We start from the raw sequence: 21255 nt of genomic DNA on the forward strand, positions 1-21255 counted from the left end.
CCTGCCCGCGCTGCCCTGCCCGCGGGGTGTTGTCCGCGGGGTGTTGTCCGCGCAGCACGGACAGCGCTGCCCGGGAGACATCCGCGCTGCTCTGCTTGCCTGCTCTGCTTGCCTGCGCTGCGCGCGCTGCCCGCGCTGTGCTGCGCGCGCTGCCCCGCGCTGTGCTGCTCGCGGTGCCAGGGGGCGTCTGCGTCGGCGGGGGTGCTTGGGATGGTCCGTGGAGTGTCGCGGTTAGTTGGGTAGGGCGCGCAGGAAGCGTTCCGCGATCGGTAGGGCGGTGCCGCTGCCCGAGCCACCCTTCTCGACGAAGACCGCGAAGGCGATGTCGCCCTGCCAGCCGACGAACCAGGCGTGGGTGTTCTCCGGGTTGTTGTCGTACTCGGCGGTGCCGGTCTTGCCGTGCACCGGCTCGCCCGGGACGTCCCGCAACGCGGTGCCGGTGCCGCTGGTGACCACCTCGCGCATCATGCTTCGCGCCGCCGCCACCGCCTCGGGCTTCAGCTCCGGGCCCGGCTCGCCCGCCCGCTCCGGCGCGGGGTCGAGGAGCAGCTTCGGCGGGACGAAGCCGCCCTTGGCCACCGCTGCGGTGGCCGCGGCCATGGCCAGCGGGCTGACCACGGTCGTACCCTGCCCGATCGCCGCAGCGGCCTGCTCGGTGGCGCCGCCGCCCGCGGAGACCTTTCCGGTGAACGCGTCGAGGCCCACCTCCCACTCACCCTCCAGGCCCAGGGTGCGCCCGGTGGCGGCGAGCCCGTCCGCGCCCAACTGCGGGGCGAGCGCGGCGAAGGCGGTGTTGCAGGACCTGGCGAAGTTGGTGCGGAACGGCACCTTGCCGAGTGCGAAGTCGTTGGAGTTCTTGAACGAACGGCCGTCGACGATACGCGTCTTGGGGCAGTCGACGATGGTGTCCGGGGTCACCGCCCCGCGTTCCACCAGCCCGAGCGCGCTGACCATCTTGAAGGTCGAGCCTGGCGGCACCTGTGCGGTGAAGGCCAGGTTCTCCCCGGCGGCGCCGGGACCGTTGGCGGCGGCGAGGACCGCGCTGTCGCTGATGCGTACGGCCACCAGGGCGGACCGCCTCTGCTCCCCGCGCAGCGCCTGGTCGGCCGCGTTCTGGGTGGCCACGTCGAGGGTGGTCCGCACCGGCTCGCCGGGCTGTGGCTCGCGCCGGAACACCTCGGTGCCGGTCGGCTCCACCGTGCCGTCCGCGCCGGAGCGCTTGATGATCACGGTGAGCCCCGGTACGCCGCGCAGCCGCTCGTCCCACCGCCCCTGCAACCCGCCGTGCCCGACGAGGTCACCGGGGGAGTACCGGTCGGGGAAGTTCGTGAGGTCGTCGGCCTGCGCCGGGTCGACGGTGCCCAGCACCGCCCGGGCGAACTCGCGGGTCGGGGCGAGGTCCAGCTTCTCGGCGCGGAACTTCGTCCCCGGTAGGTCGTAGATGCGGGGCTTGATCTGCCGGTACGCCTCGTCGCGCAGGATGACCACCTCGACGAATGCGCCCGGATCGGCCTCGTCGAGCCGCTTGGCCAGGCCGGAGAGATCGACCGGCGGGGAGATCGCCGGCCGGATCGCGCGGAACGCGGCGTCCAGTTCGCGGGTGAGGGCCTTGACGTCGGTCACCTCGCTGGGCTGCAGGCCCACCCGGACCACCGGGCGCGGTGCCAGGATCGGCTCGCCGGCACCGTCGAGCACCCCGGCGCGCGGTGCGGCGTCCCGCCGAAGGCCGAGCCGGTCACCGCGCGTGAGCTGCTCCTGCACCACCTGGGGCTCCCAGATCACCTGCCAGTCCTCGTCGCGCCCCCGGGTGAGCCGTACCGGTCGGTCGTACGCCCAGCTGGTCTCGCCCGGCAGCACCCACTCCACCCGGATCGTGGCGGTAGCGGTGTTCTGGACCACCTCGGGATCGCCGCGCCGGCTCAGCGTGGGTGGCGTGCCGGCCAGTTCGCCGGAGAGTTCCTTGATCTCCCGTGCGACGTCGGCGGCGGCGACCTTCGCGCCGGTCGGGTCGACGAAGCCGACCGCCTGGAGGTCACCCGACCGCCAGCCGGCCAGGAAGGCGTCGACGCTGCGCTGCGGGCCGTCCTCGCCGGAGCAGGCGACCAGGGTGGCCGAGGCGAGCAGGGAGGTGACGACGACGGCGAGTCGTGACCGTGTGTAACGGTGACGGCGGGTGCGCTCCATGCGGTGCTTCCTCCTGGTCGGGCTGCCCCGCACGCTAGTACGCCCCGGCGTCCGGCACTGTCCCTGGCGTGCCCTGCCAGGCGAAAAGACGGACCGCGACGGTGTGATGAACAACATCTGGTGGGGTACTCCTGATCCGGCCGAACCTCGTACCGCAACGGGTGAAGGGATGACGTCGGAGATCCGGACGTCCGGCCGGTGGTCCGCCGACGGAGGAACCGCTCGGTCGGCCTAGGCTTGGCGGCAGAGTGACCCACAGCGTTGTGGGTCGAGGGGAGTGGCACCGATGGACCGGCGTCCGGCGATCAAACCGGGTCCCGACCTCCGGCAGGCTGACACCGGCCGGGACGACAGCTTCGACACGGAGACCGACGGGGACGGTTTCGGCCGACTCGAAACAGGCGTGACCGGCGCGACCGGTTCGAGCATCGACACCCTCTACGACCTGGGTCTGCCGCCGGAGGCGCTGACGGACGACGTGGAGGACGCCGAACTCGACGAGCCGGTGCCCAACGCCGAGCGGCTGGTGGCGCAGGCGGTGGCACTGGCCGGCGACGACCACGACGCGGCGACCCTGGTGGGCCGTTTCTGGCGGTTCGCGCCGGACGAGGAGCTGATCGGGTTCACCGCCGAGGAGATGCTCGACGCCGCCCGCGCGCATCGGGAGCTGGCCCAGCAGCGGGTGCCGGGCGAGTTGCGGCTGCGGATCCACTCACCCGACGCGGAGCAGCACCACAGCGTCATCGAGATCGTCACCGACGACATGCCGTTCCTGGTCGACTCGGTGACCGCCCTGCTCAACACCCACCATCTGGACGTGCACCTGCTGGTGCACCCGCTGGTCGTGGTGCGTCGGGAGCCGCTGGGCCGGCTGGTCGAGGTGGCCGCTGACGTGGAGCCGGACGACGCGATCTCCGGCGACCTGGTCGAGAGCTGGATGCGGATCGAGATCGATCCGGTTCGCGGCCCGGAGGAGCGGGACAAGCTGCGCCGGGAGTTGCAGCGGGTGCTCACCGACGTGCGGGAGGCCGTCGAGGACTGGCCGAAGATGCGCCAGCGGGCCCTGTCCCTCGCCGACGAGCTGGCCGCCGCGCGGACCAGCGACAACCGGCCGCCGGTGCCGGAGAAGGACATCACGGACTCGGTGGAGCTGCTGCGCTGGCTCGCCCACGACCACTTCACCTTCCTGGGTTACCGGGAGTACCGGCTGGTGCCGGACTCGGAGCGGGGCGGGCCGGCGCTGGAGGCGGTGCTCGGCACCGGGCTGGGCATCCTGCGGCAGGACTCGCCCGAGGCCCGCGCCCTGTCGTCGATGACGCCGGAGGCGCACGAGAAGGTCACCGAGAAGCGCCTGCTGATCATCACCAAGGCGAACTCGCGGGCCACCGTGCACCGCTCGGCGTACCTCGACTACATCGGTTTCAAGATCTTCGACGCCAACGGCGAGGTGGTGGGCGAGCGGCGGTTCCTGGGCCTGTTCTCCACCGCCGCGTACCGGACCAGCGTGCAGGAGCTGCCGGTGGTCCGGCGCAAGGTCGCCGAGGTGCTGGACCGTTCCGGGCTGAGCCTGCGCAGCCACTCCGGCAAGGACCTGATGCAGATCCTGGAGACGTACCCGCGCGACGAGTTGTTCCAGATCAAGACCGACGACCTCTACCACGCGGTCATCGGTGTGCTGCGCATGGCCGGCCGCCGGCAGCTGCGGGTCTTCCTGCGCCGGGACGCGTACGGGCGGTTCATCTCCTGCCTGATCTACCTGCCCCGGGACCGGTTCACCACCCAGAACCGGCTGCGCATGCAGGACATCCTGCTGCGCGAGCTGAACGGTGTCGGGGTGGACTACACCACCCGGGTGACCGAGTCGATGCTGGCCCGGGTGCACTTCATCGTGCGTACCGACCCGACCAGCCCGCCCGGTGACATCGACGCCGACCTGCTCGCCGAGGAGCTGGCCGACGCCACCCGGCTGTGGGACGACGACTACCGGCTGGTGCTGGAGCGCAAGCTCGGCGACGAGCAGGCCAAGCACCTGTTCGGCCGGTACGCCGACGCGTTCCCGGAGGGCTACAAGGACGGGCACACGCCGTACGAGGCGATGAAGGACCTGGCCAAGCTGGAGCTGCTGGAGGAGTCCGGCCAGCTGGAGATGCACCTGTTCCGCAAGCAGCTGATGCCGCGTGCCGGCGGCCGGGGCCCGGACGTCGACGAGTCGATGGACGTGCGGTTCAAGGTCTACCGGTACGGCGAGCCGATGATGCTCTCGGCGGTGCTGCCCGTGCTGCACTCGCTCGGCGTGAAGGTGGTCGACGAGCACCCGTACGAGGTGGAGCGGGTCGACGGCCGGATCTGGCTGTACGACTTCGGGCTGCGCCTGCCGGAGGGGCACCAGGACCTGGCCGAGGTGCGCCCGCACGTGGAGAACGCCTTCGCCGCGGCATGGCGGGGCGAGGCCGAGGTGGACCGCTTCAACGAGCTGGTGCTGCGCGCCGGGCTCACCTGGCGCCAGGTGGTGGTGCTCCGGGCGTACGCGAAGTACCTGCGCCAGACGGGCACGGTCTTCTCCCAGGACTACATGGAGTCGACCTTCATCGCGTACCCGGCCATCGCCACCCTGCTGGTGCAGCTCTTCGAGGCGCGGTTCGAGCCGGGTCCGGCCGGCGACGAGCAGCGTCAGCGGCGCAGCGCCGAACTGGTTGCCGAGATCGACACCGCACTCGACGGCGTGGCCAGCCTCGACCAGGACCGGATCCTGCGGTCGTACCTGACCCTGATCCAGGGCACCCTGCGGACCAGCTTCTACCAGAAGCCGGTCGGTGGGCGACCCAAGCCGTACGTGGCGTTCAAGCTCGATCCGCAGGCGATCCCCGAGCTGCCCGCACCCCGACCGAAGTTCGAGATCTTCGTGTACTCGCCCCGATTCGAGGGCGTACACCTGCGGTTCGGGCCGGTGGCCCGGGGCGGCCTGCGCTGGTCGGACCGGCGGGAGGACTTCCGCACCGAGGTGCTCGGCCTGGTCAAGGCGCAGATGGTGAAGAACGCCGTGATCGTGCCGGTGGGCGCCAAGGGCGGCTTCGTGCTCAAGCAGAAGCCGGGCGACCGGGACGAGGCCGTCGTCTGCTACCAGGAGTTCATCTCGGCGCTGCTGGACGTCACCGACAACATCGTGGCCGGCGAGATCGTGCCGCCGGAGGACGTGGTCCGGCACGACGGCGACGACCCGTACATGGTGGTGGCGGCGGACAAGGGCACCGCAACCTTCTCCGACACCGCCAACGAGATCTCCACCGCGCACCGCTTCTGGCTGGGTGACGCCTTCGCCTCCGGCGGTTCGGCGGGCTACGACCACAAGAAGATGGGCATCACCGCGCGGGGCGCGTGGGAGTCGGTCAAGCGGCACTTCCGGGAGCTGGGCCACGACACCCAGAGCCAGGACTTCACCGTGGTCGGGGTCGGTGACATGTCCGGTGACGTGTTCGGCAACGGCATGCTGCTGTCGGAGCACATCCGGCTGGTGGCCGCCTTCGACCACCGGCACATCTTCCTGGACCCGGACCCGGACGCGGCCAGCTCGTACCGCGAACGGAAGCGGCTGTTCGAGCTGTCCCGCTCGACCTGGGAGGACTACGACGCCGAGCTGATCTCCGCCGGTGGCGGGATCTACCCGCGTGCGGCGAAGTCGGTGCCGGTGTCGCCGCAGGTCCGCGCCGTGCTCGGGCTGGACGACGACGTCGAACAGCTGAGCCCGCAGGAGCTGATGAAGGCCATCCTCACCGCGCCGGTCGACCTGTTCTGGAACGGCGGCATCGGCACCTACGTCAAGGCGTCCAGCCAGACCAACGCCGAGGTGGGCGACAAGTCCAACGACGCGATCCGGGTGGACGGGCGCGCCCTGCGCTGCCGGGTGGTCGGCGAGGGCGGCAACCTGGGTTTCACCCAGCACGGCCGGATCGAGTACGCCCAGGCGGGCGGCCGGATGTACACCGACTTCATCGACAACGCGGCCGGGGTGGACTGCTCCGACCACGAGGTGAACATCAAGATCCTGTTGAACACCGCGGTCGCCGACGGCGAACTGACCGTTCCCGAGCGGGACGAGCTGCTCGCCCGGATGACCGACGAGGTCGGCGAGCTGGTGCTGCGGGACAACTACGACCAGGCCCGGGCGATCAACAACTCCCAGGCCCAGGCGATCTCGCTGCTTCCGGTGCACCGACGGATGATCACCGAGCTGGAGCGCTCGGGCGCGCTGGACCGGGCGCTGGAGGCACTGCCGCCCGACGATGAACTCGCGGTACGCGCCGAGTCCGGGCTGACCGCCCCGGAGTTCGCGGTGCTGCTCGCGTACGTGAAGATCGCCCTGGAGAAGGAGATCCTCACCGAAGGGTTGGCCGACGAGGAGTGGACCAGCGAGGTGCTGGTCAACTACTTCCCGACGCCGATGCGGGAGCGGTTCGCCGACCGGATGGGCCGGCACCGGCTGCGCCGCGACATCGTCACCACGGTGCTGGTCAACGAGGCGATCAACCGGGGCGGCATCTCGTTCGTCTTCCGGGTGGTCGAGGAGACCGCCGCGTCGGCGGCGGACGTGATCCGGGCGTACGTGGTGGTCCGTGAGGTCTTCGGGCTGCGCCAGCTCTGGGACGCGGTCGAGGCGTTGGACAACCGGATCGACCCGGAGTTGCAGACCAGCCTCTACCTGGACACCCGGCGGCTGCTGGACCGCGCGGTGCGCTGGCTGGTGACCAACCGGCGGTCGCCGATCGACGTGCCGGCGGAGATCGCCCGGCTGCGGGACGGGATCGCCCGGCTGCTGCCGCAGCTGGAGACGCTGTTCTACGGCAGCGAGCGGGAGGCCATCGTGGCGCACATCGGGTCGATGACCGAGCGTGGTGTGCCGCGTGAGCTGGCCGAGCGGAGCACCCGGCTGATGTACAGCTTCGGCCTGCTCGACGTGGTGGAGACCGCCGCGGGCACCGGCCGGGAGGTGGGCGAGGTGGCCTCGGTCTACTTCGTGCTCTCCGACCGGTTCCGGGTGGACTCGCTGCTGTCGAAGATCTCCCTGCTGCCCCGTGAGGACCGGTGGCAGACCCTCGCGCGGATGGCGCTGCGCTACGACCTGTACGCCGCGCTCGCCGCGCTCACCGCGGAGGTGCTCGACTCCACCTCGGGGGAGCTTCCCGCGCAGGAACGGGTGCAGCAGTGGGAGCAGTCCAACGCCACCTCCATCCACCGCGCCCAACGGGCGATGGGAGAGTTCGACGAGTCCCGGGCCGACCTGGCCGCCCTGTCGGTCCTGCTCCGCCAGATCCGCACCCTGGTCCGCACCTCCGCGGCCACCTGACCCGCCGTGGCCCCGGCGGCCGTTGCGCCGGGGCCACGGATCGTGGGGGTCAGGTCACCAGGGAGGCGAAGACGATCACGTTGTCGGGGTAGTCGCCGATGGCCTCGTCGAACTGGCCGCCGCAGGTGATGACCCGCAGCCCTGGGCGTTCGCTGGGGCCGTACACCTGCTCGCTGGGGAAGGCGTCCTTCGGGTGGGAGGCCACCGAGTCCACCTGGAAGCTGACCGGTCTGCCGTCCTCGCGGCCGACGGTGATGGTGTCGCCGGGTTGCAGGGCACCGAGGGAGAAGAAGACGGCGGGACCGATCGCCGCCGAGTCGACGTGCCCGACGATGACCGCGTTGCCGACCTCGCCCGGGCTCGGCCCCGGTGCGTACCAGCCGGCGAGCAGGGCCTGGTCCAGTGGGGGAACCTGTACGGTGCCGTCGGGGTTGGTCCCGAGTCGCATGATCTCCGCGTGGACACCGATGCGGGGGATACTGATCGTGGTGGGGGTGGAGCGGGCCAGCCCGGCCGGCGGTCGGTCGACGCCACCGAGGTCGGTCTCCTCGAACGGACTGTCCGGCGGGGACACCTGCCCTCCGGCGCGCGCCACGGGTTGGGGCGGGCGGGCCGGTTCGGCGGTCTTCAGCGAGGCGCCGACGAGCCCCGAGCCCACCATGGCGAGCAGGACGACGACGGCGGCGCCGACGGCGCGCCACGGTCCACCGTGGCGGCCGCCGGCCCGTCTCGCCGTCGCGTCAGGCCGCGAACTCATCAGCCCGGCGCCTGCGCATCAGCACCAGGCCGCCGAGGGCGGCCGCGCCGACCAGGCTCGCCCCCGCGGTGGCCAGGCCGCGGTCGGCGCCGGTGGTCATGCCGCCGTCACCGCCGTCGACCCCGCCGCGGGGCAGGACGACCAGTTCGCCGGTACCGCAGGAGCCCTCCAGCTTGTACGTGCCGGGCTCGGCGTCCCGGGCCACGCGGGCCTCGCCGTAGTAGACGAAGTCCTTCTTGTGCTCCCAGCGGTCACCCTTGCCGTACTCGTCGGACTTCTCGCCCGACCAGCCGCGCTCGCCGGTCCACTCGCGCTCACCGGACTTCGAGTCGTACTCGTCCCGCTCCGACCAGCCGCCCGTGGACTCCTCGTCGGCCCAGTCGCGCTTCTTGTCGTCGTGGCCCTTCCAGTCGTCCTTCTTGTCCTTCTTGTTGTCCTTGTCGTCGCGGCCCTTCCAGTCGCGGCCCTCGGCGTCCTGGCCGTGCTCCTCGCCCTTCCAGTCGTCGCGGGCGTCAGCGGCGGCGCCGCCCCCGTAGCCCTTGCTGGACTCGGCCTCGGCTTCGGCCGGGCGGTCGCCGCCCTTCCAGTCCTTGCCGTCCTTGCCGTCTTTCCAGTCCTCGTCCTCGCCCCAGCTGCCGCGGTCCCCGCGCCAGTCTCCGCCCCAGTCTCCGTCCTTGTCGGCCGGCTTGAGCTTGACCTTGCCGGTGACCTTCGACCAGACGAAGGGCTGCTCCTGCGGTTCGGTGCAGATCTGCACGAGCTTGACCTCTTCGCCGGCCTTGACGGCGTGCGGCTTGGCGAAGACCTTGCCCTCGTCCTTGTGCGGTTGGCCGTCGGCGAACGCGACTCCCGGCGCGAACACCAGCAGGGAGGCACCGCCGAGGGCAGCACCCGCAACGACCTTCCCCAGCATCTTGTTAGCCATGACCTGTGTCACTCCATCCCTGGTTGTCCTGCGGCCGGCAACAACCGAGCCAGAACTGACGTTAGACCGTTTCATGACTTATGCAGGGAAAAATTCGTGTTCTGGCATTAGTCCGAGTTGCGGGGGCTGCTGGGCCGGTTGACCGGGACGTGCCGGCCTGTCCGTGGACGGGATGGGGGTCTTTGTCCGATAGGGTGCTGGGAATATCGAACCATTGCCATGGAAGCGCTCCCATGTAAGAATCGGCTGCACGCGGTGAGCGGAGCCACACCGCACAGGCAGGGTGTCGAGGGCAGCCGGTTCGCCGGACGATCACCTGGCCGCCGACCGGCGACGCCGGTCGTCGCACCACCACCAACGCCCGTCCGGGTCGGGCGCTCCCGAATATCCCGTTGGCACCGGCGGTCGTCCGCGCAGGGCGCCCCTCGGGCCACGTGCCGGGCCGTACGCGGATCCGGTCTCGCCCAAGGAGATCAGTGGCATGAATGTGTGGAGAAGGCTGTCCGGTGGACGCCGGGCCGTCGCGCTAGCCGGCGCGAGCGCGCTGGTTGCGGGCGGTTTGGTGGCGCTACCGGTCACCGCGGCGCACGCGGCGACGCAGTGCGACGTCGCATACTCGACCAACCAGTGGCAGGGCGGCTTCACCGCCAACATCACCATCAGGAACATCGGCGACCCGCTGAACGGCTGGACGCTCGGCTTCACCTTCCCCGACGCCAACCAGCGCGTCCAGCAGGGCTGGTCGGCCCGGTGGACGCAGTCGGGGCGCAACGTGACCGCGCAGAACGAGTCGTACAACGGCAACCTGGCCAGCGGCGCCAGCACGAGCATCGGGTTCAACGGCTCCTGGAGCGGCAGCAACCCGGCGCCGACCTCGTTCACCATCAACGGGACGGTCTGCAACGGCGGCACGCCTCCGCCGACCACGCCTCCGCCCACCACGCCTCCGCCGACCACCCCGCCCCCCACCACGCCTCCGCCCACGACGCCTCCGCCGACCACCCCGCCCCCCACCACGCCTCCGCCGACGGCCGGCCCGCGGGTGGACAACCCGTACGTGAACGCTCGGGGTTACGTGAACCCGGAGTGGAAGGCCAAGGCCGAGTCGGTCAGCGGTGGAAGCCGGGTGTCGAACACCCCGACCGGCGTCTGGCTGGACCGGATCGCGGCGATCGAGGGCACCGAGGACAGCCAGTCCAACGGCCCGATGGGCCTGCGTGACCACCTGGACGAGGCGCTGCGCCAGAACGCCGGGTACATCCAGGTCGTCATCTACAACCTGCCCGGCCGCGACTGCGCGGCGCTCGCCTCCAACGGCGAGTTGGGCCCGAACGAGCTGCCGAAGTACCAGGCGCAGTACATCGACCCGATCGCGGCGATCCAGGGTGACGCGAAGTACCGCAGCCTGCGGATCATCAACATCATCGAGATCGACTCGCTGCCGAACCTGGTGACCAACACCTCCGGCAACCCGGGCGGCACCGCGATGTGTGACACGGTCAAGGCCAACGGCGCCTACGTCAACGGTGTCGGCTACGCCCTGGCGAAGCTCGGTGCGATCCCGAACGTCTACAACTACGTCGACGCCGCGCACCACGGCTGGATCGGCTGGGACGACAACTTCACCTCGACCGCCCAGATCCTGCGCGAGGCCGCCGGCGCCGCCGGCAGCACCGTCAACAACGTGCACGGCTTCATCGTCAACACCGCCAACTACTCGGCGCTGACCGAGCCGTACGCGCGGGTCGGCGACTCGGTGAACGGGCAGTCGGTGCGGCAGTCGAGCTGGATCGACTGGAACCAGTACAACGACGAGCTGTCCTTCGCCCAGGCGTTCCGTCAGGAACTCGTCCGGCAGGGCTTCGCCAGCGGCATCGGCATGCTGATCGACACCTCCCGCAACGGTTGGGGCGGCAGCGCCCGGCCCACCGGCGCGGGCCCGACGACCAGCGTGGACGCCTACGTGGACGGTGGCCGGGTCGACCGCCGCATCCACAAGGGCAACTGGTGCAACCAGGCCGGTGCCGGCCTGGGTGAGCGGCCGACGGCCGCGCCGGCGTCGGGCATCGACGCGTACGTCTGGATCAAGCCCCCGGGTGAGTCGGACGGTTCCAGCCGCGAGATCCCGAACAACGACGGCAAGGGCTTCGACCGGATGTGCGACCCGGCCTACACCGGTAACGACCGCAACGGCAACAACCGCAGTGGTGCCCTGCCGGACGCCCCGATCTCGGGTGCCTGGTTCCCGGCCCAGTTCGCGGAGCTGATGCGCAACGCCTACCCGCCGCTGTCCTGACGGTCAGGCACACCGGCCGCCAGCAGTAGGTGAGGCGCTGCGGCGGCAGGTCACCCGGGCCCCTGGTCCGACCGCACCGGTCGGGCCAGGGGCCCCCTCTCACCGCCCTGGCACCGGGCCGGGTCGGGGTGGGGCCCGGTCAGGGCACGGTCTTCTCGATCGCCGCCCGACCGATCTCGTCCAGTTCGCGCCGGGCCCGCTCGATGTTCTCGGCGGTGAGGTCCTGACCCCGGGCCATCACCAGGTCCTCCGGTTCCCAGGGCTGCTCGGCGCCGGTCCGGATGTTGTCCCCGCCGGCACCGGTGCCGGTCCCCGTCGCCCCGGTGCCCGCGGCGTACGGGTCGGCGATGATGTCGTCGGTCGGCTCACCACGGTCGGCCCGATCACCCGGCTCGGCGAACACCGGGGTGTCCCGGTCGGTTCCGCCTCCGGTCATCAGCTGCGGAACGGTGCTGTCGTCGTCCACCGCCGCGGCCGCCTCGGGGCGCTCCTCCAGCGGTCGTTCCCGGTCACGATCCGTCATCGTCGCCGCCCTCCTGTCCGCCGCGATCCCTGGTCCCCCTGCCACGTACCCACCTAGCTCGGCGCCATGCCTGGCGGCGGGCACGCCGGAGGCGGGTGTCCCGGTACCGGGACACCCGCCTCCGCGCCGGTGTCAGCGGCCGAGCACCCGGTCGAGGAAGTCCCGGTACTCGCGCACGGCCACGCGCAGCTGCTCGGTGTCGGTCGAGCCGGCCTCCTGCCAGCCGCCGAGCTTGTTCTTGTGCTCCGTCAGCGCGGCGGACAGCGCCTGCATGGCCTCGTCGACCAGGGACTGCGCCTCACCGACCGCCGCCTGGGGGTCGTCCACGAAACGCAGCTGGACCTCGCGCCAGCGGTCCCGGAAGCCCTGCGCCGTGGTGTCGTCGAACAGCGTCGCCGCGCCGGCCGGCACGGCCGTCTCACCGGTGGACGTACCGCCGTCCGGGGACTGCGCGTCCGGGTCGACCATCGTCGGCGTGGGGCTGCCGTAGCCGGCCCCGCCGGCCGCCGCCGTGTCGTCGGCCGCGACCGCCGTCTCGGTGCGCCGGGTCTCGTCACCGGTCACGTCGGAAGGCCCGTCGATGTCGACGTCGACGTCACGGGAGTCGTCGATGTCGCGCCGGGACTCGCCGTCGACGTCGTCGACAAGGTCGTCATCGTCGAGGTCGTCGTCGACCCGGTTGTCCGTCCGGTCGAACTCGGCCGTCGGGTCGGCGCGTACCCCCTCGCGCTCGCCGTCGACCGCGCCGTCGCCGGGCTGCGCGGTGCTCTCCTCACGAGGGTCGGGCTCGTACTCGGGGCGCGGGTTGGCCAGTGCGGACGCGGCCACGGCGCCACCGACGGTGGTTGCGCCGAAGGCGGTCGGCACCGGACCCGGCTCGTTGAAGTCGGCGCGGTCACCGTCCTCGCCCGGACGGCCGTCCCAGGGGCGGGCGCGGTCGGCATCGGTCTCCGACCGGTCGCGGTCCGTCGGCTCGTCCAGGGTGTCGACGTCGTCGGCCAGGTCCCGGTCGTCCGTGCGTACGGCCTCCGAGTGGTCGTTGTTGAGCTGTTGCTCTTCCTGCCGCATGGCGGTCTCCTCAGCGGTTCGTGGCGTCGTGGGCGGCGTCGGGGTGGCGCTGGTCCGGCGTCCGGGTGGCGACCGGCTCGTCGCCGAGCAGGTCGGCGAAGAGGGCGCGGTAGTGGACGACGGCCTGGCGGAGGTCCTCGGTGCTGGCCTCGCCTCGGGAGTTGCGCAGGTGGATCTCGTGGGCGTCCCGGTAGTGACCGAGCGTGCGGGCGTGCTCGACGGAGAGATGGGCGATCTGGTCGGAGAACTCGCCGGTGGGGTAGCCGCGTTCGGCGATGAGTCGGGTGACCAGTTCGTCGGCCTGACCGACGGTTTCGGCGGGCGAGTCGACGAAACGCACCTGGAGTTCCTCCCATGCCTCGACGTACCGGGCACGGGAATCGGGGGCGAGCGGGACCAGCTCCAGCTCGGCGTGCCGGCGCTCCCGCTCCCGCAGTTCCTGCTCGGCGGCGCTGCGGCTGTCCTGCTCGGCGACGACGTGGTCATACTCCGGGCCGAAGCGCTGCCGGAGTGCGCGGCGGCGACCGGCCACGACGAGTGCTGCGGCGACGGCGGCGACCACCAGGATGACGAGGACGGTGACGACTATCTGCGTGGGCGACATGGCTCCTCCTTCGCCTGCAGCTATTCCCTCCGCACACTGATCGCCAATCCCGTTCCGGAGCACTTTCCTCGTCCGACCCGGTCGTGGCGGCGGCGGTCGGTCACCCCGGAACCCGACACGGGGTCGTCAGCCGGACGTTCGGCAACGTACCGGTAGTCTCGACGGACGGTAGTGCGGCCGGCGCGGATTACGTATCCTGCCCAAGGCGCCCGAGCCGGCGTCCCGGCAGGGCAACCGGGGTGCGTCCCGGCGACGGCGCTGCCCGGCCGTGCCGGAGCCCTGCTAGCCATCCTTCCGGGCGAGGTCCGATTGAACACCCGCGACTGGCCGATCCGCTCGAAGCTGACCGCATTGGTCGTCGTGCCGGTGACCGCGCTGCTGGCCCTGTGGATCTTCGCGACCACGCTCACCTTCGGACCGGCGCTCGATCTGCTGGCCGCCCGCACCCTCCTCTACGACCTGGGCAGACCGGGGGAGACGGTGGTGGCCGAGTTGCAACGGGAGCGGCGCCTGTCGGTGGTGCAGCTCGCCTCGCCGCGCACGGACTGTGCTCGGCCGCCGGCCGAGTGCGTCCTGCCGGCGCTGGCGGAGCAACGGATCCGCACCGATGAGGCGATCGCCGAACTGCGTCGCCGGGCCGGCGGCGAGCAGCTGCGGGACGCCGCCGGGGAACTGCTCGAATTCCGGCTGAATCGGCTGATCGGCGAGTTGGACGCGTTGCCCGCGGGGCGCGGGTTCATCGATCGTGGAGACCTCGACCGCGCCGGTGCCGTCGGTCTCTACAGTGGAATGATCTCCTCCGCGTTCCAGGCGTTCACCGCCCTGGCGAGCCTCCCGGATCACGATCTGAACCGCGAGGCGCTGGCCCTGACGAACCTCGGCCGCTCGCGGGAGTTGCTGGGGCAGGCCGACGCGCTGCTGGCCGGTGCACTGACCGCCGGTGGATTCGCCAAGGGGGAGCACACGCAGCTCGTACAGGGCATCGGCAACCAGCGGTTCCTGGCGGAGGCCGCGGTGGCCGACCTGCCCGAGGCGGGCCGGACCGGATACCAGCGGCTGACCGAGCAGGAGGCGTTCCGGCGGCTACGGGCGATGCAGGACGACATCGTCGCCGCCGGCCCCTCGGCCCGACCCACCGTCGACCCGCAGGCCTGGCAGACCAGCTACGACGCGGTGCAGCGGTCGCTACGGGACTTCGAGCTGACCCAGGCCGACGGATTGGCCGACCGGTCGGTGCCGATGGCGGTGGGCATCCTGGGCCGGCTGGCCGCGGCCGGTCTGCTCGGGCTGGTCGCCGTCGTGCTCTCGCTGGTGGTGGCGGTCCGGGTCGGCCGGTCCCTCGCGCAGCGGTTGACTCTGGTACGCGGCACGCTCAGGCAGGCCGAGCAGCGGCTGCCGGAGGTGGTGGACCGGCTGCGCCGGGGCGAGCAGGTGGACCTGGCGCAGGAGGCATCGGTGGCCGACCGGGGTGCCGACGAGATCGGCCAGGTTGCGCAGGCGTTCACGGAGGTGCAGAAGGTCGCGATCCGCTCGGCCATGGTCGAGGTGAGCCTGCGCCGCGGGCTCAACGACGTCTTCCTGAACATCGCCCGGCGCAGCCAGGGCCTGGTGCACCGGCAGCTCGCCCTGCTGGACCGGATGGAGCGCGACGCGGAGGACCCGGATCACCTGGCCGAACTCTTCCGCGTCGACCACCTCGCCACCCGGCTGCGCCGGCACGCGGAGGATCTGGTCATCCTGGCGGGCGCCGCACCGGGTCGCGGCTGGCGCAACCCGGTCGCGATGGTGGACCTGATCCGCGGCGCGATCTCGGAGGTCGAGTCGTACGACCGGGTCGACGTCACCACCGTGCAGCCCGCCGGCACCGTCGGTCGGGTGGTGGGTGACATCATCCACCTGCTCGCCGAGCTGATCGAGAACGCCACGGCGTTCTCGCCGCCGGGATCGCGGGTCGAGATCTCCGGCGAGCATGTGGCGCACGGCTACGCCCTGTCCATCTCCGATCAGGGCCTCGGCATGAACGAGGCGACCATCGAGGAGGCGAACCGCAGGCTGGCGCGGTCGCCGGAGTTCGACCCCGCCGAGACCGCCCGGCTCGGGCTGTTCGTGGTGGCGCGACTGGCCGCGCGGCACGACGTGCGGGTCCGGTTGCGCCCCTCGGAGGGCTCCGGCCTCACGGCGGTGGTCCTGATTCCGACGGAGCTGATCACCGAGGAACCGTCGCCACTGCCCGGTCCGGACCTGCCGGCGGCCGACGAGGCCGCCACCCCGGAGCAGCGGCGGCTGGCCCGGGCGACGCGGCTGACCACGGTTCCCCGGCCCCGCGGCCGCACCGTGCCGCGCCGGGCACCGGCCTCGGCCTCGGCCGGTGGCCCGCACCCGGCGGTCTCGCCCGGCGGGCTGGCCGTGACCGCCGCCCAGCAACGCGACGGCTCGGCTCCCGGCCCGGGCCCACGGGCCGGCGGCTCGACGGTCGGGCCGGCCGAGGCCGACGGGCTACCCCGCCGGATCCGCCGGCCGGGCCCGGCCGCCTCTCCGGCTGGTGCCCCCTCTCCGGCTGGTGCCGTGGCCGGTGCGGAGCCGTCCGCCGCGGATGCGCCCGGCGCCGAGTCGGCCGCCGGTCCGGCTCCGGTACCGGCCGCACCCGCCGATGACGCCGCCGGGGTGGCGGCGCCGACCGTCCAGTTGCCGGCGGTGACCGCCCGGCCCGCGCCGACAGTGGCGATCGACGGCCCCACCGTGCGACAACCGGTGGTGCCCTGGACATCGGCCCGGTCGCGTCGCGATCCGGCGCCGCGCAGCCCCGAGGAGGCGCGCCGGGTCATGTCGGCGCTCCAGGAGGGCACCGCCCGCGGCCGGCTCGCCGCGGCTCGCGCGGAGGCCCCGGAGCGCCAGGACCGGACGACCGAGCCGACCGACCCCCCGCCGGCCGCTGGGCCGGCGACGGTGGAATCCCCGACCGCGACTGAGAGGGACGCCTGATGCAATCGACGAGGCAGAGCGCAGATCTCGACTGGCTACTCGACGATCTGCTGGAGCGGGTGCCGACCGCGCGGCAGGCGGTGGTGCTGTCGGCGGACGGACTCCTGCTGGGCTCCTCCGCCGGCGTGGACCGGTCCGATGCCGAACACCTCTGCGCCCTGGCGTCCGGCCTGTCCAGCCTCGCGCGGGGCGCCAGCCGGCACCTCACCGGCGGGCCGGTCCGGCAGACCGTGGTGGAGATGGAGTCCGCGTACCTCTTCGTCACGGCAGCGGGGCACGGCGCGTGCCTGGCGGTCGCCAGCGACGCCGACGCGGACATCGGCCTGGTGGCGTACGAGATGGCGATGCTGGTGACCCGGGTGGGCGAGAATCTCGAGGCGCCGCCCCGGGCATCGGTGGGTGCCCCCGATGCAGGCTGACGCGCCGGGGCACCGACACGAGTGGCTCGACGACGACGCCGGGCCGGTGGTGCGCCCGTACACGCTGACCGGGGGACGGGTCCGGCCCAGCGCCGACGGATTCGACCTGGTCGCGTACGTGCTGGCGAAGCCGGACCCGGATCTTGCCGCCTACCCGGAACTGCACCCGGAGCACCGGCTGCTGGTGGAACTGGCCGGCAGTGGCACCCCGGTCGTGGAACTCGCCGCCGATCTGGATCTTGCGGTGGGCGTGGTCCGGGTGCTACTTGGTGATCTGCTGTCCCGGGGACTGGTCGCTGTGCACCAGCCGCCGCGCGCCACGTACCTGCCCGACAAAGACATCCTCAAGGCGGTGGTCGATGGACTCCGTGCGTTATGACGGCGAGCGGCGGGGGCATCGGGTCCCGATCGCGCTGAAGATCCTCATCGCCGGCGGCTTCGGTGCGGGCAAGACGACGCTGGTGAGTGCGTTGAGCGAGGTCCGGCCGTTGCAGACCGAGGAGATTTTGACCGGGGCCGGCATCGGCACGGACGACATCTCCGGGGTGGAGACCAAGTCGACGACCACGGTGGCGATGGACTTCGGGCGGATCACCATCAACGACGACCTGCAGCTGTACCTCTTCGGCACGCCGGGACAGGACCGGTTCTGGTTCCTCTGGGACGAGTTGGCCTTCGGTGCGCTCGGCGCGGTGGTGCTCGCCGACACCCGCCGGCTGGCCGACTGCTTCCCGTCGATCGACTACTTCGAGCAGCGGGGCATCCCGTTCGTGGTGGGGGTGAACTGCTTCGACGACTCCCGGCGGTTCAGTCTCGAGGCCGTACGCCGGGCCCTGGACCTGGACCCGGGCGTGCCGATGGTGCTCTGCGACGCCCGCGACCGGCAGTCCGGGAAGACGGTGCTGATCTCCCTGGTCGAGCACGTCGCCCGGCAGCGGGGCGAGCCGGTGCCGGCGGCCTGAGCCGGCCCGGCGGTGTGTCGGAGGTCTAACCCGCCGGTGTCGGGGGAAGGGCTCTGGTGGACGGGTGGAGAACCAGCGAAGGGCGGTACCCGGTGGCGGGTCGAGGCGAGATCGTTCACATCGGCGGGTACACCCCGCAGAGCGGGGGGCGGGGCACCGGCATCGTCGCCGCCCGGCGGGATCCGGGCACCGGCGAGCTGACCGGGCTGGGCACGGTCGCGGTCACCGCCTCGCCGTCCTTCCTCGCCCGCCATCCGACGCTGCCCACGCTGTACGCGGTCAACGAACTGCCGGACGGCCAGATCAGCGCGTGGCGGGTCGGCGACGACGGCGACCTGACGTCGATCGGTTCGCGGTCGACCGGTGGCGCGGAGCCGTGCCACCTGGCGGTCGCGGCGGACGGCGGGCACCTCTTCGTGGCCAACTACGGCGGCGGCAGCGTGACCGTGTTTCCGCTCGACCCGCAGGGGGTGCCCGGCGAGCGCACCGACCTGGTGGAACACCAGGGGCACGGGGCCGATCCGGAGCGCCAGGAGCGGGCGCACGCGCACATGGTCTCGCCGGGGGCCGGCGGGGCGCCGTTGCTCGCGGTCGATCTCGGCACCGACTCGATCTACCGGTACGACCTGGACGCCGCCTCCGGGCGGCTGGTGCCCCGGGCGCCCCGGGTGCGTACCGCTGCGGGGGTGGGACCGCGGCACCTGGCCCGGCACCCGGACGGTCGACGGTGTTACGTCTCGGGCGAACTGGACGGTTCGGTCCTGGCGTACGGGCTGACCGACGACGGTGCGCTGCAGCAGCAGGGCCGCGTCGACGCCAGCGACCGGGCCGGACACGTCCAGCCGTCCGAGATCGCCGTCGGGCCGGACGGCCGCTTCCTCTACGTCGCCAACCGGGGCGTGGGCACGGTGACGGTCTTCGCCCTCGGTGCGGGCCGGCCGGAGCTGGTGGCGGAGGTCGAGACCGGTGGCGAGTGGCCCCGCCACTTCGCGCTGACCGGGGATCACCTCTACGTGGCCGACGAACGGGCGGACATGGTGCGCACCTTCCGCATCGACCGCGGTACCGGTGTGCCGGTGGCTGTCGGGGAGCCGCTGCCCGTCGCGAGCCCTACCTGCGTGCTTCCCTGATCATGGGAGCCGGGGGATAGATACATCCACATTGCGCCGCTGACTCATCACTCAGCGTCACAAATCACGGCAATCTGTTTCTCCTCTGTAACTTTCGTCCGAACGGCCATGGCAGTCCATCGGTCGGGTACGCAAGATGGTCAGCGTGTCAGCAGGCCGCCATCGCATGCGTTCAAGTATTCACGGTGCCGCCGCCGCAGCCGCGGTCGGCGTCCTCGTCGTCACCGCCGGCGGGTGGGTGGGCTATCGCCAACTCGCCGGTCAGGACTGCTCAGGGAAGATCGAGCTGTCCGTAGCGGTGGCGAGCGAGCTCGCCCCCGCGGTCGACGAGGCTGCCTCCGAATGGGAGGCCAAGGGTGCCGCCGTCGACGGTACGTGCATCGATGTGACCGTCGCCGCCTCCGACCCGGTCGAGGTGGCCGCGGTGGTGGCGGCCAAGCACGGTGCCATCCTGGCCGGGGTGGGGCAGGCCAGCGGCACCGCCGTGAGCCCGGACGTCTGGATCCCGGACTCCTCGATGTGGCTGCTGCGGCTCAAGACCGGTGGCGCGGCGGCCTTCGAGCCCGGCAACGGCGCGTCCATCGCGAGCAGCCCGGTGGTGGTCGCCATGCCCGAGCCGACCGCCACCCGGCTCGGCTGGCCGCAGAAGGAACTCGACTGGACCCAGCTGCTGTCCCGGCTCAACAGCGACCGGCCGCTGAAGACGGGCATCGTCGAGCCGACCCGGGACGCCGCCGGCCTCTCCGGTCTGCTGTCGATGATGGCCGCCGCGGCATCCGCCGGCGGCGAGACCGCCGAACAGGAGCGCGTCGGTGCGCTGCGCGCGCTGGCATCGAGCGCGTCGGCACTGCGCCAGGATCTGCTCGCCAAGTTCCCGACGGCCGCGGACGCCACCACCCTGGCCAGCGCGCTCGGTGCGGCGGCGCTCTCCGAGGAAGACGTCATCCAGTACAACGCCCGGAAGCCTCCGGTGCCGCTGGCGGCGCTCTACCTGAAGCCGGCGCCGCTACAGCTGGACTACCCGTACGCGGTGCTGCCTGGCGTGGAGCCGGCCAAGGCGTCCGCCGCACGGGTGCTGTTCGAGGCGCTCACCACGCCGTCGTTCAAGGACAAGCTGGCCGCGCAGTCGCTGCGCGGGCCGGACGGCAACTGGGGGACCGGCTTCAACGCGCCGCAGGGTGCGCCGAGCCCGGCCAGCGGTGACGCCTCGGCCGTGCCCCCGCCGCAGGGCGGCATCGCCGCCGGTGGACTGGCGCCGGACGCGGTGGAACGGGCCGTGTCGAGCTGGTCCATCGCCACCCTCTCCGGCCGGATGCTCTGCATCATCGACGTCTCCGGCTCGATGAAGAAGCCCGTACCCACCGCCAACGGGGCCACCCGGCAGCAGGTCACCGCGGAAGCGGCCCGGCGCGGCCTGAACCTGTTCGACGACTCCTGGTCGATCGGTCTGTGGGTCTTCTCGACCAATCTGGTGGGCTCGCGCGACTACCGCGAGGTCCTTCCGGTCGCGCCGCTCTCGCGTCAGCGCAGCGAGCTGGAGCGGAGCCTGGACACGGTCGTCTCGTCGAGCGGTGACACCGGCCTGTACGACACCCTGCTGGCCGCCTACAAGGACGTCCAGCAGAACTGGGAGCCGGGCAAGGTCAACTCGATCGTGCTCTTCACCGATGGCAAGAACGAGGACGCCAACGGCATCTCGCAGAAGCAGCTGCTCGCCGAGCTGGACCGGATCAAGGACCCGGACCAGCCGATCCAGGTGATCATCATCGGTATCGGTACCGAGGTCAGCAAGTCGGAGCTGGACACCATCGCGGAGAGTGCCGGCGGCGGCGCGTTCGTCGCCGCCGACCCCACCAAGATCGGCGACATCTTCCTCCGGGCGATCGCGCTGCGCAAGGCGCCCGCCTGACCTGAGACACAGCAGCGGGGCTGTGGTGCCGGCGAAACCGGTATCACAGCCCCCTTTGCGTCGTGCGCCGGCTTGGAAACTGACGGCAATACGTCCGAAGCAATCGGCCGACATGGTTATCAGGGCAGGATGTCGTCGTGCATCGGCAGATCCGG

Annotated in this window: 14 protein-coding genes; 8 read left to right on the forward strand and 6 right to left on the reverse strand. The window is 71.8% G+C overall.

What is annotated here, in order from left to right:
- Positions 1–231 precede the first annotated feature (231 nt).
- Entirely contained in the window at positions 232–2184 is a 1953-nt protein-coding gene (locus O7615_RS18800; protein ID WP_278179015.1) for a penicillin-binding transpeptidase domain-containing protein, read from the reverse strand.
- A 286-nt stretch (positions 2185–2470) separates the two neighbouring features.
- On the opposite strand from O7615_RS18800, the gene O7615_RS18805 reads away from it, so the two are divergent.
- Positions 2471–7525 (forward strand): NAD-glutamate dehydrogenase, encoded by a 5055-nt coding sequence (locus tag O7615_RS18805; protein WP_278179016.1) that lies wholly within the window; start codon positions 2471–2473, stop codon positions 7523–7525.
- Positions 7526–7574: 49 nt separating this feature from the next.
- On the opposite strand, the gene O7615_RS18810 is transcribed toward O7615_RS18805, so the two are convergent.
- Entirely contained in the window at positions 7575–8282 is a 708-nt protein-coding gene (locus tag O7615_RS18810) for a class F sortase (protein WP_278179017.1), read from the reverse strand.
- Positions 8266–9207 carry a hypothetical protein gene (locus O7615_RS18815; protein WP_278179018.1) on the reverse strand — a complete coding sequence of 314 codons (942 nt, stop codon included), beginning with the start codon at positions 9205–9207 and terminating at the stop codon, positions 8266–8268. Before O7615_RS18815 ends, O7615_RS18810 begins: the two co-directional genes overlap by 17 nt.
- Before the next feature lie 481 nt (positions 9208–9688).
- On the opposite strand from O7615_RS18815, the gene O7615_RS18820 reads away from it, so the two are divergent.
- Entirely contained in the window at positions 9689–11503 is a 1815-nt protein-coding gene (locus O7615_RS18820; RefSeq protein ID WP_278179019.1) for a glycoside hydrolase family 6 protein, read from the forward strand.
- Positions 11504–11642: 139 nt separating this feature from the next.
- Here the strand turns inward: O7615_RS18820 and O7615_RS18825 are convergent, their stop codons facing one another.
- The 3 genes from O7615_RS18825 to O7615_RS18835 all read right to left on the reverse strand — a co-directional run bounded on the left by O7615_RS18825 (position 11643) and on the right by O7615_RS18835 (position 13698).
- Positions 11643–12026: a hypothetical protein gene (locus O7615_RS18825; RefSeq protein ID WP_278179020.1), complete on the reverse strand. Its 384-nt coding sequence runs from the start codon at positions 12024–12026 to the stop codon at positions 11643–11645.
- A gap of 132 nt (positions 12027–12158) precedes the next feature.
- Positions 12159–13094: a hypothetical protein gene (locus O7615_RS18830; protein WP_278179021.1), complete on the reverse strand. Its 936-nt coding sequence runs from the start codon at positions 13092–13094 to the stop codon at positions 12159–12161.
- Between the two features lie 10 nt (positions 13095–13104).
- Complete coding sequence (locus tag O7615_RS18835) at positions 13105–13698, reverse strand: hypothetical protein (RefSeq protein ID WP_278179022.1); 594 nt, start codon at positions 13696–13698, stop codon at positions 13105–13107.
- A 309-nt stretch (positions 13699–14007) separates the two neighbouring features.
- Between O7615_RS18835 and O7615_RS18840 the strand changes: the two genes are divergently transcribed.
- The 6 genes from O7615_RS18840 to O7615_RS18865 all read left to right on the forward strand — a co-directional run bounded on the left by O7615_RS18840 (position 14008) and on the right by O7615_RS18865 (position 21100).
- Positions 14008–16680 (forward strand): nitrate- and nitrite sensing domain-containing protein, encoded by a 2673-nt coding sequence (locus O7615_RS18840; RefSeq protein ID WP_278179023.1) that lies wholly within the window; start codon positions 14008–14010, stop codon positions 16678–16680.
- Complete coding sequence (locus O7615_RS18845) at positions 16680–17099, forward strand: roadblock/LC7 domain-containing protein (RefSeq protein WP_278179024.1); 420 nt, start codon at positions 16680–16682, stop codon at positions 17097–17099. Before O7615_RS18840 ends, O7615_RS18845 begins: the two co-directional genes overlap by 1 nt.
- Positions 17089–17478 carry a DUF742 domain-containing protein gene (locus O7615_RS18850; protein ID WP_278179025.1) on the forward strand — a complete coding sequence of 130 codons (390 nt, stop codon included), beginning with the start codon at positions 17089–17091 and terminating at the stop codon, positions 17476–17478. Before O7615_RS18845 ends, O7615_RS18850 begins: the two co-directional genes overlap by 11 nt.
- Positions 17459–18061: an ATP/GTP-binding protein gene (locus tag O7615_RS18855; RefSeq protein ID WP_278179026.1), complete on the forward strand. Its 603-nt coding sequence runs from the start codon at positions 17459–17461 to the stop codon at positions 18059–18061. The genes O7615_RS18850 and O7615_RS18855 overlap by 20 nt, the downstream gene beginning before the upstream one ends.
- A gap of 92 nt (positions 18062–18153) precedes the next feature.
- Positions 18154–19191 carry a lactonase family protein gene (locus O7615_RS18860; RefSeq protein ID WP_278182140.1) on the forward strand — a complete coding sequence of 346 codons (1038 nt, stop codon included), beginning with the start codon at positions 18154–18156 and terminating at the stop codon, positions 19189–19191.
- Positions 19192–19336: 145 nt separating this feature from the next.
- Positions 19337–21100, forward strand: a complete 1764-nt coding sequence (locus O7615_RS18865; protein WP_278179027.1) for a substrate-binding domain-containing protein — start codon at positions 19337–19339, stop codon at positions 21098–21100.
- Positions 21101–21255 lie beyond the last annotated feature (155 nt).

The organism is Micromonospora sp. WMMD1082 (assembly GCF_029626175.1).
In the GTDB taxonomy this organism is placed as follows: domain Bacteria; phylum Actinomycetota; class Actinomycetes; order Mycobacteriales; family Micromonosporaceae; genus Micromonospora.

Bases quoted from the DNA above. Each gene is read 5' to 3' on its own strand.
- O7615_RS18800 (WP_278179015.1), bottom strand. From the start codon at position 2,184: ATGGAGCGCACCCGCCGTCACCGTTACACACGGTCACGACTCGCCGTC.
- O7615_RS18805 (WP_278179016.1), top strand. From the start codon at position 2,471: ATGGACCGGCGTCCGGCGATCAAACCGGGTCCCGACCTCCGGCAGGCT.
- O7615_RS18810 (WP_278179017.1), bottom strand. From the start codon at position 8,282: ATGAGTTCGCGGCCTGACGCGACGGCGAGACGGGCCGGCGGCCGCCAC.
- O7615_RS18815 (WP_278179018.1), bottom strand. From the start codon at position 9,207: ATGGCTAACAAGATGCTGGGGAAGGTCGTTGCGGGTGCTGCCCTCGGC.
- O7615_RS18820 (WP_278179019.1), top strand. From the start codon at position 9,689: ATGAATGTGTGGAGAAGGCTGTCCGGTGGACGCCGGGCCGTCGCGCTA.
- O7615_RS18825 (WP_278179020.1), bottom strand. From the start codon at position 12,026: ATGACGGATCGTGACCGGGAACGACCGCTGGAGGAGCGCCCCGAGGCG.
- O7615_RS18830 (WP_278179021.1), bottom strand. From the start codon at position 13,094: ATGCGGCAGGAAGAGCAACAGCTCAACAACGACCACTCGGAGGCCGTA.
- O7615_RS18835 (WP_278179022.1), bottom strand. From the start codon at position 13,698: ATGTCGCCCACGCAGATAGTCGTCACCGTCCTCGTCATCCTGGTGGTC.
- O7615_RS18845 (WP_278179024.1), top strand. From the start codon at position 16,680: ATGCAATCGACGAGGCAGAGCGCAGATCTCGACTGGCTACTCGACGAT.
- O7615_RS18850 (WP_278179025.1), top strand. From the start codon at position 17,089: ATGCAGGCTGACGCGCCGGGGCACCGACACGAGTGGCTCGACGACGAC.
- O7615_RS18855 (WP_278179026.1), top strand. From the start codon at position 17,459: ATGGACTCCGTGCGTTATGACGGCGAGCGGCGGGGGCATCGGGTCCCG.